This is a genomic window from Burkholderiales bacterium (assembly GCA_036262035.1).
Classification (GTDB): domain Bacteria; phylum Pseudomonadota; class Gammaproteobacteria; order Burkholderiales; family SG8-41; genus JAQGMV01.
This window is the reverse complement of the sequence record DATAJS010000015.1, coordinates 89,706-104,020: the sequence shown is the minus strand read 5'-3', so window position 1 is coordinate 104,020 and position 14,315 is coordinate 89,706. Positions and strand designations below refer to the sequence as shown.

Sequence of the window (14,315 nt, the reverse complement as noted above, 5' to 3'; positions counted from 1 at the left end):
GCACCCGAGTATAGCCCGCCCGACCATGCCCTCACCGATCGAAGACTATGCCCTCATCGGCGACTGCCACTCGGCGGCGCTGGTCGCGCGCGAAGGTTCCATCGACTGGCTGTGCCTGCCGCGCTTCGATTCCGGCGCGTGCTTCGCCGCCCTCCTCGGCACGCCCGAGCACGGCCGCTGGCTGCTCGCGCCGGCGGGCGAGGTCCTTTCGACGACGCGGCGCTACGTCGAAGACACGCTGGTGCTCGAAACCGAGCACGTCACGCCGACCGGCGCGGTGACGGTCGTCGATTTCATGCGCGTGCGCGCCAACCATCCGCGGCTGGTGCGCATCGTGCGCGGCACGCGCGGCGCGGTCGCGATGCACATGCAGCTCGTCGTGCGCTTCGATTACGGCGCGGTGGTGCCGTGGGTGTCGCAGTCGCGCGACGGCTGGCGCGCCGTCGCGGGTCCCGACTGCCTGACGATCCACACGCCGGTGAAGCTGCGCGGCGAAGCGCTGACCACGGTCGCCGACTTCGAGATGCGCGAAGGCGAATCGGTCGCGTTCGTCATGACGTGGCATGCGTCCTACGACGACGCACCGCCGCCGCTGGATGCCGAGACCGCGCTCGCGCATACCTACGAATGGTGGAAAACGTGGTCGTCGCGCTGCACCTACGACGGCCCGCATCGCGACCCGGTGATGCGCTCGCTGATCACGCTGAAGGCACTCACCTACGCGCCGACCGGCGGCATCGTCGCCGCGCCGACGACCTCGCTGCCCGAGAAGATCGGCGGCGTGCGCAACTGGGATTACCGCATCTGCTGGCTGCGCGACGCGACGTTCTCGCTGTTCGCGTTCATGCGCAGCGGCTACATCGACGAAGCGCGCGCGTGGCGCCTGTGGCTCGTGCGCGCGGTCGCGGGAACGCCGTCGCAGGTGAACATCATGTACGGCCTCGCGGGCGAGCGCCGCCTGACCGAGATCGAGCTGCCGTGGCTGCCGGGTTACATGGGCTCCAAACCCGTGCGCATCGGCAACGCCGCCTTCACGCAATTCCAGCTCGACGTGTTCGGCGAGGTCGCGGCGGCGCTGCACGTCGCGCGCGCGGAAGGCATCGAGCCCAACGGCGACGCCTGGAAGGTCGAGCTCGCGCTCGCGGAGTTCCTCGAAACGGCGTGGCAAGAGCCCGACGAAGGCATCTGGGAAGTGCGCGGCCCGCGGCGGCACTTCACGCACTCGAAAGTGATGGCGTGGCTCGCGTTCGACCGGCTGATCGCGTCCGCCGAGCAGTTCGAGCTCGAAGCGCCGCTCGAGCGCTGGCGCGCGATCCGCGCGGAGATACACGAGGACGTGTGCCGCAACGGCTACGACGCCGGGCGCGGCACGTTCGTGCAGTACTACGGCTGCAAGGAGGTCGACGCGAGCCTCGTCATGATCCCGCTCGTCGGGTTCCTGCCGGCGCACGATCCGCGCGTGCTCGGCACCATCGACGCGATCCAGCGCGAGCTCGTCGTCGACGGACTGGTGATGCGCTACCGCACCGATCCGAACGTGGAGGGCCTGCCGCCCGGCGAAGGCGTGTTCATCGCGTGCACCCTGTGGCTCGCGAACGCGCTGACGCTGCTCGACCGCTGCGACGAGGCACGGGCGATGTTCGATCGCGTGCTGGGATTGTGCAACGACGTGGGGCTGCTGGCGGAAGAATACGATCCGCACGCGAAACGCCTCATCGGCAACTTCCCGCAGGCGCTCTCGCACGTGGCCATCATCGCGTGCCTGTGCCGGCTGCAGGGGACGCCGCCGCCCGTGGCGGTGTAATTACGGCGTCGTCTCGCCGACCAGCAATCCTTCACACGTGTTGAACGAGCCGCCGCAGGTCTTGCCGGCGGCGGTCGCCGCCTTCGCGCGCCTGCGGTAGGTCGCGGCGGCGTCCTTCAGCCCCATGCCGTTCGCCGCTTCCGCGAGCAGGAAGTACGAGAGATCGTTGTCGTAGCCGACCTTCATCACGCGCAGCGCGAGGTCGCGCCATTGGTGCTTTTCGTAGAGCGTCTTCCATGTGCTCTTCTGAAAGCCGTAGGCGAGCGCGCACTCGGTAGTGCAGCTGAACACTGCTTTGCCCGACTTGAATCGATCGAAATCCTCCGAGACGAACGTCATCACCTCGGGCTCGGCGGCGACGCGCGCCACGTAATCGGTGCGCGAGGCGGTCCCCGCCGGTCGTTCGGAAGGATTCGGACTGAGGAAGTCCGGCAGATCCCTGGCCGGATTCGCTCTGGCGCGGCGGTACAGCGGGTCGACCTTCGCGATGAGCTCGTTCAGTCGCTGCGCGCGGTTCTCGGGAGAAGGATGGGTCGAGAGGAACTCGATAGGTCCGCCGCCTTCCTTCGCCATCTTCTGCCACAGCGTCACCGCCGCGCGCGGGTCGTAACCGGCCCGGGCCGCGAGCTCGATGCCGATCTGGTCGGCTTCGGTCTCGCCTTCGCGGCTGTTGGGCAACGTCACGGCGACCGCGGCAGCGGTGCCGAGCGCCGCGCTGTTGCGGCCGTAATTGCTGCTGTTCGAGACAGCGGCGGCGAGCACCGCCGTCACTATGCCGGTCGCCATGCTGACCGACATGCGCTCGCGCGTGTGACTCGCCAGCGCATGGCCGATCTCGTGACCCATGACCGCCGCGACCTCGTCGTCGCTCGCGTGGAGCTTCTCCCAGAACCCGGTGTAGATGCCCATCTTGCCGCCGGCCATGCAGAAAGCGTTGACCGTCTTGGGCTCGTCGATCACCTGCACTTCCCAGCGCCAGTTGGCCGAATCCGGACGGAAGCGCACCGCCTCCGCGACCAGCCGGTTAGTGATCTCCTTCACGCGCTCGACGCGGGCAGTGCCGCGCTCGAGGCGCTTCTTCTTGTCGAGGCCGCCGATCATGGTCGTGTAGGCCGAAGCCGAGCCTGAGATCGCCTGCTCCTCCGACACCAGCAGGAGCTGGCTGCGGCCGGTGACGGCATTGGCGGCGCAACCGGCAAGCACCGGCAGCGCGATGCCGAGCGCGATACGCGCCGCGATCAGCCAGGTGCGCATGGATTCCTCCCCGCTGTTTTTCTCGAAAATCTATCACGCGCGCGGCAATGCGGCACAGCGCGTTTTCAGCGACTTCAAGCGCAGGCGCGAACCCTCGTCTCCTGCTCGACTACCTCGTCCTGAACCACCTCCGCGCGCAGGCTTGCCTGCAGCGACGGGATCGACCCGCCGGCGCGATAGCCGAAACCCACGCGCAGCACGTCGCCCTCGCGCACGCGCATCGGTTGCGCGAGCGGCAGCGCCATGTAGTGGTTCAGCCAGTCGATCGTCCCGGGCGGATTGCGCGTGACCGCGAGGATGTTGCGCGTGACGAAGCGCAGCGCATTGACGGTGCCGGCGCGGGCGATGGTGAAATCGCCTTCCCACGCGATGTCCATCCCGACCGGATAGGTGAAGTCGAGCGTGCTGTAGATCATCGGCTCGGAGAGCTCGACCGTGCGTTCCGATTTGCCGTGATCCTGGAATTGCACGATCGGCGCGTTGAAACCGTGGAAGCTGTAGTCCTGCTGCAGCGGCTGCACCGCCATCAGCACCGCTTCGGGGATGAAGCGCGGCAGCGGCCCGCCGAAGCGCGCCTTGTAGCGGCGCTTGAAAGCCTCGATCACCTCGACCTGTTTCTCCCTGAGCATGCCGACGTGGATCATCTCGCAGATCACGACGTCGACCGGCTCGGGGGGCAGGTATTCGAAAGCGTCCGCGTGCACCACCTCGACTTTGTGACCGTTCGGGTTCGCGGCGAGAAACCGCCGCGCCTCGCGCACCATGTCGGGGTTGAACTCGACGCACCAGACTTTGCTCGCATGCTGGGCCGCGAACCACGACAGCACGCCGGTGCCGCCGCCGAGCTCGAGCACCTTGGCGCCGGGAAAGACCGCGTAGTCGATCGCCGCCTTGAACGGGACCATGCGGTTCTCGTCCATCAGCATGTTGTGGTGGTAATGAACGGGAATGAACTGGCCCAGGTACGAGCTTTCGCTCTGGCTTTCGGTGATCACGTCGCGGCTCTCGGATGCGTGGAAGAGCCGCTATTTTTGCTCCCGCGCGGTCCGGACGAAGCCGCGAATAGCGGGCATCCCCGCCGCTTGTTCCGGCGATGCGGCTAGCGACCCAGCAGCGTGTGGAGCGCTTTGGCGAAGTCGGTGTTGTCCATATAGCCCCTGAAGAGCGTCTCGCCGGGGCCGATCGCCCCGACCGCCACCGGCTCGGTGGTATGGCCGCTGGTGCCCCAGTAGATGCCGGTCTGGCGGGCGACCATGCGGCCGAGCACGGCGTGCGGCACGTAGGCGGCGTTGCGGTCGAGCGCCGCGCCCGAAAGGAGCGCCGCGCGCAGGTCGGCATCGAGGGTGAATCCCGGAAACTGCTCGGCGAGCACCTTGTCGAGGAGCTCGGGCGCGGGCTTGCGGCCGAGGCGCTTCGCGGCCTTGTCGAGCGAGCCGCGAATGCCCATCAGCAGGTCGAGGTGCGCGCGCTGCGGGTAGAAGCGGTTCGACGACGACAGCGTCGAGAGGTCCTTCTGGGCGTAGGTCATGCTCAAGCCCCCGGTCTCATGATCGCCGGTGACGACGATCAGCGTGTCGGGGTTTTTCTGCCGGAAGTCGAGAGCGGCGCGGACGCCTTCGTCGAACGCCCACAGATCGCGCACCAGCGCGGCGGCGTCGTTGCGATGGCCGGCGGTGTCGATGTTCTCGTTCTCGAGGAACAGCACGAAGCCGCTCGGATTCGACGCCGACAGCACGCGCAGCGCCGCGGCCGCCATCTCGCCGAACGACGGCTGCTCGCGTGGCTGCCGGTCGATCTCGTGATCCATGTCCTGGTCGTCGAAAAGCCCGAGCAGGCGTGGGCCCGTCGTCGCAGTCAGCGCCGCCGGATCCTGCACCACCGCATAGCCTTTGCCGCGGAACGCCGCGACGACGTCGCGTGCGTCGCTGCGCCTGCCGGGACCCTGCCCTTTCGGCAGGAAGTAATCGCGGCCGCCGCCCAGCAGCACGTCGGGCTCGAGCGCGTAGAGCTGGTCGACGATGCTCTGGTATTCGCGGCGCGATTTCGCGTGGACGCTGAAAGCCGCGGGCGAGGCGTCGTACACCGTCGCCGTCGTGACGAGCCCGATGCGCTTGCCGCGCGCCTTCGCGATCTCCATGAGGGTCGTCGCGGGCTTGCCGTCGGCGGTGACGCCGGCCATGTCGTTGTTCGTCTTGCGGCCCGTGGACATCGCGGTCGCGGCGGCTGCCGAGTCGGTCACCGGCGAGCTCGCCGACGAGGTGGAGAGCAGGCCGAGCGTGCCGCGTTTGAACACCACGTCGGTAACCGCATACGGCGCGTTGCGCAGCTCGCGGCTGGTGTAGCGGCCGAGCTCCCATTGGGTCGCGGCGGCGCCGTCGCCGTAGAGGATGATGATGTTTTTCGGCGAAGCGGCGCGGGTTTCGGGCTGAACCGCACAGCCGCCCAGGACGGTCAGCGCGACTGCGATCAACGCGGCGGCGCAGGCGCGCAGCAGACTTTGGGTCATCTCCCCTCCGGTGGTCCTGCACGGTGCGTGACCACGCACCCTACGTTTTGGTTGCGGCCTGCTTCGCTTCGAGCGCCTCCCAGCGCGCGAGGCTGTTCATCAGCTCGTTTTCGATGTCGCTGTAACGCTGCTGGAGCGCCTTTACTCTATCCGGATCGGTGCGATAAAGCTCGCTGTCGCCGAGCTGCGCGGTGATCTCCGATTGTTCTTTTTCCAGCGCTTCGATCTGGCCGGGCAGCGCCTCGAGCTCGCGCGTCTCCCTGAACGTGAGCTTGACGGGCTTGGCGCGTGACGCGGGCTGGGGCGCGGGCTTCGGCGGCGTGGGCTTGGCCTGCTCGGGCGCGGCCGGCGCCGGCCGCTGCCGCACCCAGTCGGAGTACCCGCCGACGTATTCGCGCAAGCGCCCGTCGCCTTCGAAAGCGATGACCGAGGTGACCACGTTGTCGAGAAAGGCGCGGTCGTGGCTCACCAGGAACAGCGTGCCGTCGTATTCCTGCAGCAGCTCTTCGAGGAGCTCCAGCGTCTCGATGTCGAGGTCGTTGGTCGGCTCGTCGAGCACGAGCACGTTCGCGGGGCGGGAGAAGAGCCGCGCGAGCAGCAGCCGGTTGCGCTCGCCGCCCGACAGCGCCGAGACCTTCGCGCGTGCGCGCTCGGGCCGGAACAGGAAGTCGCCCAGATAGCTCATCACGTGCTTCTTCGTGCCGCCGATCTCGATGTAGTCCGCGCCTTTGCTGATCGTGTCGACGAGCGTCGCCTCGTCGTCGAGCTGCTCGCGCAGCTGGTCGAAGTACGCGACCTCGAGGTTGGTGCCGCGGCGAATGCGGCCGCTGTCGGGCTGGATCTCGCCCAGGATCAATTTGAGCAGCGTCGTCTTGCCCGCGCCGTTGGGACCGACGAGCCCGATGCGGTCGCCGCGCACGATGCGGGTGCTGAAATCGCGGATGATCGGCCGGTCGTATGCCTTCGACACGTCGAAGAGCTCGGCGATCATGCGCCCCGAGCGCTCGCCCTGCGCCAGCGCGAACTCGACCTGCCCGAGGCGGTCGCGGCGCTCGGCGCGCTCGCGCCGCAGCTCCTGCAGCCTGCGCACTCGGCCTTCGTTGCGCGTGCGCCGCGCTTCGATGCCCTTCCTGATCCACACCTCTTCCTGCGCGAGCAGCTTGTCGAAGCGCTCGGCGGCGAGCGCTTCGGCGTTGAGCATCTCGTCCTTGCGCCGCTGATACTCCGCGTACGTCCCGTCGAAGCTCGAGAGCCGGCCGCGGTCGAGCTCGATCACGCGCGTCGCGACCTCGTCGAGAAAGCGCCGGTCGTGGGTGATGAAGAGCGTCGCGCCGTTGAAGCCGTGGATGAGGTCCTGCAGCCACTCGATCGCGGCGATGTCGAGATGGTTGGTCGGCTCGTCGAGCAGCAACACTTCGGGATCGCACGCCAGCGCCTGCGCGAGCGCGACGCGCTTGCGCAGGCCGCCCGACAGCTCGCCCACGAGAGCGTCCGCGGGCAGCGCGAGCCTGTCGATCAGCGCTTCCACGCGCGAGTTGATGCGCCAACCGTCGCCGTGCTCGAGCTCGTGCTGGAGCGCGTGCAGCCGCTCGAGGTCTGCGGGCGAAGTCGACAGGCTTTGCGTCAGCCGGTGATATTCGGTCAGCGTGCGCTGGAGATGGCCGAGGCCCGCGGCGACCGCTTCGTACACGGTGTGCTGCGGATCCAGCGGCGGCTCCTGCGCGACGAACGCGACGCGCAGTCCCGGCGAGCGCCACACCGTGCCGTCGTCGAGCGCCTGCTGTCCCGCGAGCACCTTGAACAGGCTGGTCTTGCCGCTGCCGTTACGCCCGATGAGCGCGACGCGCTCGCCGGGCTGGAGCTCGAGGTCGGCGTGATCGAGGAGCGGCGCATCGCCAAAGGCGAGCGACGCCCGGTCGAGCGTGAGCAAAGGCATGGAGAGCCGGCTTTATTTCTTGTCGTCGGAAGGCGTGACGGCGTGCGCCACGCCTCGGATGCCGGCGCCGGCGACGCTGACCCCGGTTTCGACCGCGGTCGCTGCAACCGAGACGCCCGTCGAAACCACGCTGCCGGTGACCGAGAGCACGGTGCATCCGGAAGCGAGACACGTCAGCGCGAGCACGGCGAGTAAGGTCTTCATGACGAAGTGGGAGTACGGCACCGTAGGGTAGCACGACTGGCCTGCGCTTCTTTGCGCGCTGACCGGTTCACGCTACATTCGACCGGTACGAAATCAGGATGGATTCCCGCCTTCGCGGGAATGACGAAACACCGTCATTCCCGGCCGGCGCGAGCCGGAGCTACCGGGAATCCATTTCCAAATCGAATGGATCTCCTCTCTCACGCATTGCTCGGCGCGGTCAGCGGTTATGCCGCGGACCGCGCGCGCACGCGGCTGTCGCTGCTCGCCGGCGCGGCCGCGGCGCTGCTGCCCGACGCCGACGTGCTGATCGGATCGGACACCGATCCGCTGCTCGTGCTCGAGTTCCACCGCCAGTTCACGCACTCTTTCGTCGCCGCGCCGGTCGGCGCCGCGCTCGTCGCGGGTGTGCTGTGGCTGGCGCTCAAGGGCCGGCTCGGCTTCCTGCCGCTCTTCGTCGCGTCGCTCGCCGGTTATCTCTCGGCCATCCTGCTCGATGCCTGCACCAGCTTCGGCACCCAGCTCCTGTGGCCGTTCAGCGACCGCAGGTTCGCGGCGAACGTCGTCGCGGTGATCGATCCGGTCGTGACCGCGATCCTGCTCTTCGGCGCGATCGCGGCTTACCGGCGCAGGAGCGCGAGCGCCGCCGCCGTGACCCTCGTGCTCGCGGCGTCGTATCTCACCGTCGGCTGGATACAGCGCGAGCGCGCCGAAACTTTCATAGAGCGCACCGCGGCGAAGCGCGGACACAAGGTCGAGCGGTATGAAGTGAAGCCCACGCTCGGCAACCTCCTGGTGTGGCGCTGCGTGTACCAGGCCGGCGCCGACTACGTGGTGGACGCGGTGCGGGTCGGAGCCTTCTCGGCGCCCCGTCTGTATGCCGGCGGGCACGCGAGGCGCGTCGACCCGATCGATCTCGTGCCCCCGCTCACGCTCAACAGCGTGCAGGCCGCCGACGTCGTTCGTTTCGCCAAAGTGTCGAACGGCTGGCTCGCCCGCCACCCGACGCGGCCCAATGTCATCGGCGACATCCGCTACTCGATGCTGCCCGACGACACGCGTCCCTTGTGGGGGATCGAGATCTTTCCCGAGCGCGAAGAGCACCACGTCGCGTTCCATACGTTTCGCGACTGGTCCGGCGACAAGCGCGCGCGCTTCTTCGCGATGCTGCGCGGCGTCGACCCGGCGTCGCTCGCACGCGAGCCCTCGCGGCCCGCATCCCGCAAATCCGGAGGCAAGACTTGAGAAACCGTATCGTGTGCGCGGCGGCTGCGATCGCCTGCGCTGCCGCGACCGCGCACGCCCAGCAGTATCCCGTCAAACCCATCCGCGTCATCGTGGCGTTCGCGCCCGGCGGCGGCTCCGACTTCGTCGCGCGGCTCATCGGCCAGAAGCTGGGCGAAGCCCTCGGCCAGCAGGTCATCGTCGACAACCGCCCCGGCGGCGGGGCGAGCCTCGGTTTCGACATGGGGATGCGCGCGGCCCCCGACGGCTACACGCTGACCCAGATCACGCCGAGCTACACGATCAATCCCAGCGTACGCTCGATCAAGTACGATGCGCTGGCCGACTACACGCCGATCGTCATGGAAGGCAAAGGGCCGCTGGCGGTGCTGGCGCACCCTTCGCTCCCGGCGAAGAACGCCCGGGAGCTGATCGCGCTCGCGAAGGGCAAACCCGGGCAGGTCATTTTCGGCACCGCCGGCCAGGGAACCATCGTGCACCTCGCGACCGAGCTTTTTCTGCACCAGGCCGGTGTGAAGATGATGCACGTGCCCTACAAGGGCGGCGCGCCGGCGCTGGTGGATCTCATGGCCGGCGAGATCCAGCTCGTGTGGTCGCCGCCGCAGACGGGCATGCCGTACGCGCGCGCGGGCAAGCTGCGGGTGCTCGGTATGACCAGCGCCAAACGCACGCGCGCCGATCCCGACGTGCCGACGATCGCCGAATCCGGCCTGCCCGGCTACGAGGCGACCAACTGGCACGCCCTGATCGCGCCGAAAGGGCTGCCGCGCGCGATCCAGGATAGGCTGAACGGCGAAGTCCGAAAGATCGTGAACGCGCCCGAGATGGAGAAGACGCTCCTCGCCAACGGAATAGAGCCCGAAGGCGGAACGCCCGAGGCGCTCGCTGAGCACATCCGCAAGGACTTAATGCAATGGCGCGCGGTTATCGTGCGTGCGAACATCCGAGTGGATTGAACCGCCGGCGGCCGATGGGCGACAATCGCCTTCGCCGCCCCGCCAGACCAGGGAGACCCGTGTAATGGGCGAACCGCCCGACACGTCCGAAACACTAGCCGCCGAGACGCTCACCGTCCTGTTCGCCGACATCTGCGACAGCACACGGCTCTATCACGACCTCGGCGACAGCGTCGCGCACAATCTCGCGGCGCAGTGTCTGAAGGTGGTCGCCGATACCACGGCCGCCAACGGCGGCACCGTGGTGAAGACGATCGGCGACGGCGCGATGGTCACGTTCCCGACGGTATTCCAGGGTTACCGCAGCGCGATACAGATCCAGGACGCGCTGCGCGACGGCCAGCTTCGGCTGAAGATCGGGCTGCACGTGGGTCCGGTGATCCGCGCCGACGCGGACGTCTACGGCGACACGGTCAACGTCGCGGCCCGCGTGCTCGCGCGCTCGGGGCCCGGCGAGATCCTCATGTCCGGCGCGTGCGCCGAGCGCCTGCGGCCGGAGGAGCGCGCCACCGTGCGCCTCCTCGATACGACGTCGGTCAAAGGCCGGCCCGAGTCGCTCGAGATCTACAGCTACATCGGCGATGCGACCAACGTCACGATCATCGTGCCGTCGGCGAAGCGCGAAGCCGGCGCGGCGCTGGTGCTCATCCACCGCGGCAAGGAGCTGCGGATGGAAACCACCGCGCCGCCGCTCCTCATCGGGCGCGAGAACACCTGCGGCCTCGTCATCGAGAGCGAGCTCGCCTCGCGCCGCCATGCGACGATCGAGGTGCAGCGCACGAGCTTCGTCCTCACCGACCACAGCAGCAACGGCACCTTCGTCGTCCCCGACCAGAGCGGCATCCCGCAATTCCTGCGGCGCGAGGCGGTGCACCTCGCGGGCAGCGGGGTCATCTCGGTGGGGATGGCGGCGGATCAGAACACCGACAACCTGATCCGCTACCGCCACGAAGGCCGCCGCGCTACGGACCGGTAGGATTTCGTCATTCCCGACCGCGCGCTAGCCGACGCGAGGTAGTCGCGTCGTCCCGGACCTGTCCGCGATAGCGGACACGATCCGGGAGCCATGTTGACTTTCAACATCGTCGAAAATGGATCCTGGCGTTCGCCAGGACGACGCTGCGCGTCGAATGGGTTCCCGCCTTCGCGGGAATGACGCTGCGCGTCACCTTCGCGGGAATGATGTTGCGCGTCACCTTCGCGGGAATGACGCGGCGCGCGCCACCTTCGAGGGAATGACGATCTGTTACCGGCCCGTAAACGCCGGCTTCCTCTTCTCCATGAACGCCGTCCGGCCTTCGGTGAAATCGGTGCTCGCGAAGCACGCTTCCACCATGGTGTCGCAGAGCTCGATGTCGCGTTCCGCCTCGTTCTTGCGCATCTCGATCAGGCAGCGCTTCACCGCCTTGATCGTCAGCGGCGCGTTGTTCGCCATCGTCTTCGCGTAGTCCATCACGTATTTCTCGAGCTGGTCGGCGGGCAGCACGCGGTTCACCAGGCCCATTGCGAGCGCTTCGTCGGTGCTGAACTGGCGGCCCGTATAGAAGATCTCGGCGCAAAACGACGGGCCCACGATGTCGACCAGGCGCTTCAGTCCACTGTACTTGTAGCCCACGCCGAGCTTGGCAGCCGGAACGCCGAAGCGCGACCCTTCGGCCGCGATGCGCAGGTCGCACGCCAGCGCCACACCCAGTCCCCCGCCCATGCAGTAGCCGCGGATCATCGCGATCGTCGGCTTCGGGCACTCGCGCAGCGCCCGGTTGGCCGCTTCGGAGCGCGCGTCGCCCGCGCGCACGAGCTCCAGCGTCGAGCGGGTCTCGGCGAACTTGGAGATGTCGGCCCCGGACACGAAAGCCTTGTCGCCTTCGCCGCGCAGGATCACCACGCGCACTTCGTCGTCGGTCGCATAGCTTTCGAGCGCGATGCGCATGCTGTCGGTCATCTCGGGCGTCATCGCGTTACGGCGCTCCGGCTGGTTGAAGATCACCCAGCCGATGCCGTTCTCTTTGCGGGCGATCAGCTTGTCGGTCGTGGAAAGGCTCATGGTTTCCTCCTTCAGGTGAGATCGGTTTCAGGTGGGAACGCGGGATGCTGCAGGCGTTTGATTCGATTATGACATTGCGCTCGCACGCGTTTTGCGCGTAATTTGCGGTTTTCGAAGTCCACGGGAGCTCACGATGAAAAGCATCTGGATTGCGGCCTTAGCGCTCTTCGCCGCCGCGCCGGTGTGCGCACAGACGACCTACGAGCCCGCCGTGCCGCGCGCCATCCCGGATTCGGCCGTGCCGCAGTCGCGCGAGCTTGCGGCGCCGCCCGCGCCGGCCTCGGCCGCCGCGCCGGTCCCCAAGGTCGTCGAGCCGAAGATCCCGCGGCTCGTCACGACCAACAGCCGCCATCTGAAAGACGCCGATGCGCGGCGTTGCCTGCAATTCACGACCAACCGCGAGATCCACCGCTGCGCGAACCGCTATCTGCCCCGCGAAGCGCGCGCCAAGATCGCTCGGACCAGGGCCGCGAAAGCGAAAGCCGCCGAGCCCGCCGTCGCGTCCGCGCCGGACACGAAAGGCGCCCGGAGCGCCGGCAAGGCAGATCTGTCCAAGGCCGCGCCGCCCGCGAAGCCGGTCGAGACCGCGAAGGTCGTGCCCTCGCCCACACCCATCGCGCCTCCGCCGGTCGTGCAGAAGCCGGCCGCCGCGCCGGCCGCCGCGCCGCCCCAGCAGGCCGCCGCCAAGAGCGGCGACAAGCCGCCGAAGTGGACCGACGGGGCCAAAGCGCTCGTGAAGAAACAGGGCGACCACCTGCCCGACTAAGCAGCGCCGGCGTGAACCTGTGCGCTGTATAGGGCGCGGACGGTGTCTATCGTGTCGGCTTCCTCCGGCCGCTTGTCGGGCCGGTAGCCTTTGACCCGCGCGAAGCGCAGCGCCAGCCCGCCCGGATACTGCGAGCTTTCCTGGATCTCGTTGAACGCGATCTCGACCACGATCGCGGGCCTGAGATAGACGGTCCAGCCGTCGCGATGCGATTCGTGCCTGGCGAACGCCTCGGTTTGCCAGCGCAGCATCTCGTCGGTGAGCCCCTTGAAAGTCTTGCCGAGCATGACGTAGCCGCCGTTCGCCTCGTCGCGCGCGCCGAGGTGCAGGTTGGACAGCCAGCCGCTGCGCCTGCCGTGCCCCCATTCGGCCGCGAGGACGACGAGGTCCAGCGTGTTGGCGCGCTTGACCTTGATCCAGCTCGCCCCGCGGCGTCCCGCTTCGTACGGCGCGGCCAGCGCTTTGGCGACGACGCCTTCGTGGCCTTTGCCGATCGTTTCATCCATGAAAGCTTCTGCTGTGCCCGCATCGGAGGTCACGATGCGAGGAATCAACGTGTCCGCCGGGACGCTCGCCTCGAGCGCCGCGAAGCGCTCGGACGCCGGATGGTCGATGAGGGCCGTGCCGTCGCGCCAGAGGCAATCGAAGAAGTACACCGACAGCGGCAGCTCGGCGCGCATCGCTTCGACGTCCAGCTTGCGGCCGAAGCGGCGCATGGTGAGCTGGAACGAGAGCGGCGAGCCGTCCGGACGCAGCGCGATCGCCTCGCCGTCGAGGATCAGGCTCGCGCTGCGCGACGCACGCACCGCCGCGACGATCTCCGGCACGCGCTCGGTGACGTCGTTGAGGTTGCGCGTGTAGACCCGGACGTCGAAGCCCGACTTGTGCACCTGCACGCGCGCGCCGTCGAGCTTCCATTCGAAAGCGGCGGTGCCGCCGAGCGCCTCGAGCGCTTCGCCGGCGCTCTGCGCCGACTGCGACAGCATCGGCAGCACCGGCTGCATGAGCTTTACGGTGAACGCCGAGAGGCCCGCGGCGCCTTCGGTCAGGGCAGCCTTCGCCACGTCGCCCAACCCGCCTGCCGACATCGCCGCGCGGCGCACGTCCGCGACCGGTATCGCCGCGGCGGCCGCGATCGCTTCGAGCATCAACCCGCGCAGCGCGCCCTGCCGCAGCTCGCCCACGACGAGCCTCACCAGGAAGTCCTGTTCCGGCGCGGTCGCCTGCGAGAAGAGCGCTGCCAACGTCTCGGCACGCCTGGCCGACGACCCCTTGCCTTTGATGGTCACGAGCCCGGCGAACGCGCGGTCGACGTCGCCGAGCTGCAGAAAGGGGGACGCTGCCGGCGGCGACTCGGCGGCTTCGCGCAGGCTCGCGTAGCTCGCGCCGATCTTGCCCTGGCACGTCTCGCCGGACAGGTAGGCGATCGCGACGGGAATCTCCTCCGGCGCGACCTGCCGCAGCGTGTCGGCGATGGCGCGGATCTTCTCGAGCCGGCTCGAGGTCGATGAGACACGGCCGGAAGCGTCGACGATGTGGGCGAGGAGCGTCATCGCAGCGTCGCGGAGCAACAAACAGACCCCTTACAATGCAGAAAACC

At 68.2% G+C, this 14,315-nt stretch carries 12 protein-coding genes; 5 read left to right on the top strand and 7 right to left on the bottom strand.

The features are described 5' to 3' along the window. Window positions 1-25: 25 nt before the first annotated feature. Window positions 26-1,804 (top strand): glycoside hydrolase family 15 protein, encoded by a 1,779-nt coding sequence (locus VHP37_19140; GenBank protein HEX2828478.1) that lies wholly within the window; start codon window positions 26-28, stop codon window positions 1,802-1,804. On the opposite strand, the gene VHP37_19135 is transcribed toward VHP37_19140, so the two are convergent. From VHP37_19135 to VHP37_19115, 5 genes are all read right to left on the bottom strand, one after another. Then, entirely contained in the window at window positions 1,805-3,058 is a 1,254-nt protein-coding gene (locus tag VHP37_19135; GenBank protein HEX2828477.1) for a M48 family metallopeptidase, read from the bottom strand. A 74-nt stretch (window positions 3,059-3,132) separates the two neighbouring features. Further along, a complete protein-coding gene (locus tag VHP37_19130; protein HEX2828476.1) occupies window positions 3,133-4,053 on the bottom strand; it encodes a methyltransferase domain-containing protein in 921 nt (306 codons plus the stop codon). 104 nt (window positions 4,054-4,157) lie between these two features. Next, window positions 4,158-5,564 carry an alkaline phosphatase gene (locus VHP37_19125; GenBank protein HEX2828475.1) on the bottom strand — a complete coding sequence of 469 codons (1,407 nt, stop codon included), beginning with the start codon at window positions 5,562-5,564 and terminating at the stop codon, window positions 4,158-4,160. Window positions 5,565-5,604: 40 nt separating this feature from the next. Next, the gene (locus VHP37_19120; protein ID HEX2828474.1) at window positions 5,605-7,500 is read right to left on the bottom strand and encodes an ATP-binding cassette domain-containing protein; all 1,896 of its coding nucleotides are present in this window, start codon (window positions 7,498-7,500) and stop codon (window positions 5,605-5,607) included. A gap of 12 nt (window positions 7,501-7,512) precedes the next feature. Beyond that, complete coding sequence (locus VHP37_19115) at window positions 7,513-7,704, bottom strand: hypothetical protein (protein HEX2828473.1); 192 nt, start codon at window positions 7,702-7,704, stop codon at window positions 7,513-7,515. A 186-nt stretch (window positions 7,705-7,890) separates the two neighbouring features. On the opposite strand from VHP37_19115, the gene VHP37_19110 reads away from it, so the two are divergent. The 3 genes from VHP37_19110 (at window position 7,891) to VHP37_19100 (ending at window position 10,881) form a co-directional block, all read left to right on the top strand. After that, window positions 7,891-8,949, top strand: a complete 1,059-nt coding sequence (locus VHP37_19110; GenBank protein HEX2828472.1) for a metal-dependent hydrolase — start codon at window positions 7,891-7,893, stop codon at window positions 8,947-8,949. Continuing rightward, the gene (locus tag VHP37_19105; protein HEX2828471.1) at window positions 8,946-9,905 is read left to right on the top strand and encodes a tripartite tricarboxylate transporter substrate binding protein; all 960 of its coding nucleotides are present in this window, start codon (window positions 8,946-8,948) and stop codon (window positions 9,903-9,905) included. Before VHP37_19110 ends, VHP37_19105 begins: the two co-directional genes overlap by 4 nt. 64 nt (window positions 9,906-9,969) lie before the next feature. After that, window positions 9,970-10,881, top strand: coding sequence for an adenylate/guanylate cyclase domain-containing protein (locus tag VHP37_19100; protein HEX2828470.1), 912 nt, complete (start codon window positions 9,970-9,972; stop codon window positions 10,879-10,881). 270 nt (window positions 10,882-11,151) lie between these two features. On the opposite strand, the gene VHP37_19095 is transcribed toward VHP37_19100, so the two are convergent. Then, a complete protein-coding gene (locus VHP37_19095; protein HEX2828469.1) occupies window positions 11,152-11,949 on the bottom strand; it encodes an enoyl-CoA hydratase in 798 nt (265 codons plus the stop codon). A gap of 133 nt (window positions 11,950-12,082) precedes the next feature. Here VHP37_19095 and VHP37_19090 point away from each other — a divergent pair, with 133 nt between their 5' ends. Continuing rightward, the gene (locus tag VHP37_19090; protein HEX2828468.1) at window positions 12,083-12,715 is read left to right on the top strand and encodes a hypothetical protein; all 633 of its coding nucleotides are present in this window, start codon (window positions 12,083-12,085) and stop codon (window positions 12,713-12,715) included. On the opposite strand, the gene VHP37_19085 is transcribed toward VHP37_19090, so the two are convergent. After that, window positions 12,712-14,268, bottom strand: coding sequence for an ATP-dependent DNA ligase (locus VHP37_19085; GenBank protein HEX2828467.1), 1,557 nt, complete (start codon window positions 14,266-14,268; stop codon window positions 12,712-12,714). The genes VHP37_19090 and VHP37_19085 overlap by 4 nt on opposite strands. Window positions 14,269-14,315 lie beyond the last annotated feature (47 nt).

Bases quoted from the DNA above. Each gene is read 5' to 3' on its own strand.
- VHP37_19125 (HEX2828475.1), bottom strand. From the start codon at position 5,564: ATGACCCAAAGTCTGCTGCGCGCCTGCGCCGCCGCGTTGATCGCAGTC.
- VHP37_19090 (HEX2828468.1), top strand. From the start codon at position 12,083: ATGAAAAGCATCTGGATTGCGGCCTTAGCGCTCTTCGCCGCCGCGCCG.
- VHP37_19135 (HEX2828477.1), bottom strand. From the start codon at position 3,058: ATGCGCACCTGGCTGATCGCGGCGCGTATCGCGCTCGGCATCGCGCTG.
- VHP37_19140 (HEX2828478.1), top strand. From the start codon at position 26: ATGCCCTCACCGATCGAAGACTATGCCCTCATCGGCGACTGCCACTCG.
- VHP37_19110 (HEX2828472.1), top strand. From the start codon at position 7,891: ATGGATCTCCTCTCTCACGCATTGCTCGGCGCGGTCAGCGGTTATGCC.
- VHP37_19120 (HEX2828474.1), bottom strand. From the start codon at position 7,500: ATGCCTTTGCTCACGCTCGACCGGGCGTCGCTCGCCTTTGGCGATGCG.
- VHP37_19085 (HEX2828467.1), bottom strand. From the start codon at position 14,268: ATGACGCTCCTCGCCCACATCGTCGACGCTTCCGGCCGTGTCTCATCG.
- VHP37_19115 (HEX2828473.1), bottom strand. From the start codon at position 7,704: ATGAAGACCTTACTCGCCGTGCTCGCGCTGACGTGTCTCGCTTCCGGA.
- VHP37_19100 (HEX2828470.1), top strand. From the start codon at position 9,970: ATGGGCGAACCGCCCGACACGTCCGAAACACTAGCCGCCGAGACGCTC.
- VHP37_19095 (HEX2828469.1), bottom strand. From the start codon at position 11,949: ATGAGCCTTTCCACGACCGACAAGCTGATCGCCCGCAAAGAGAACGGC.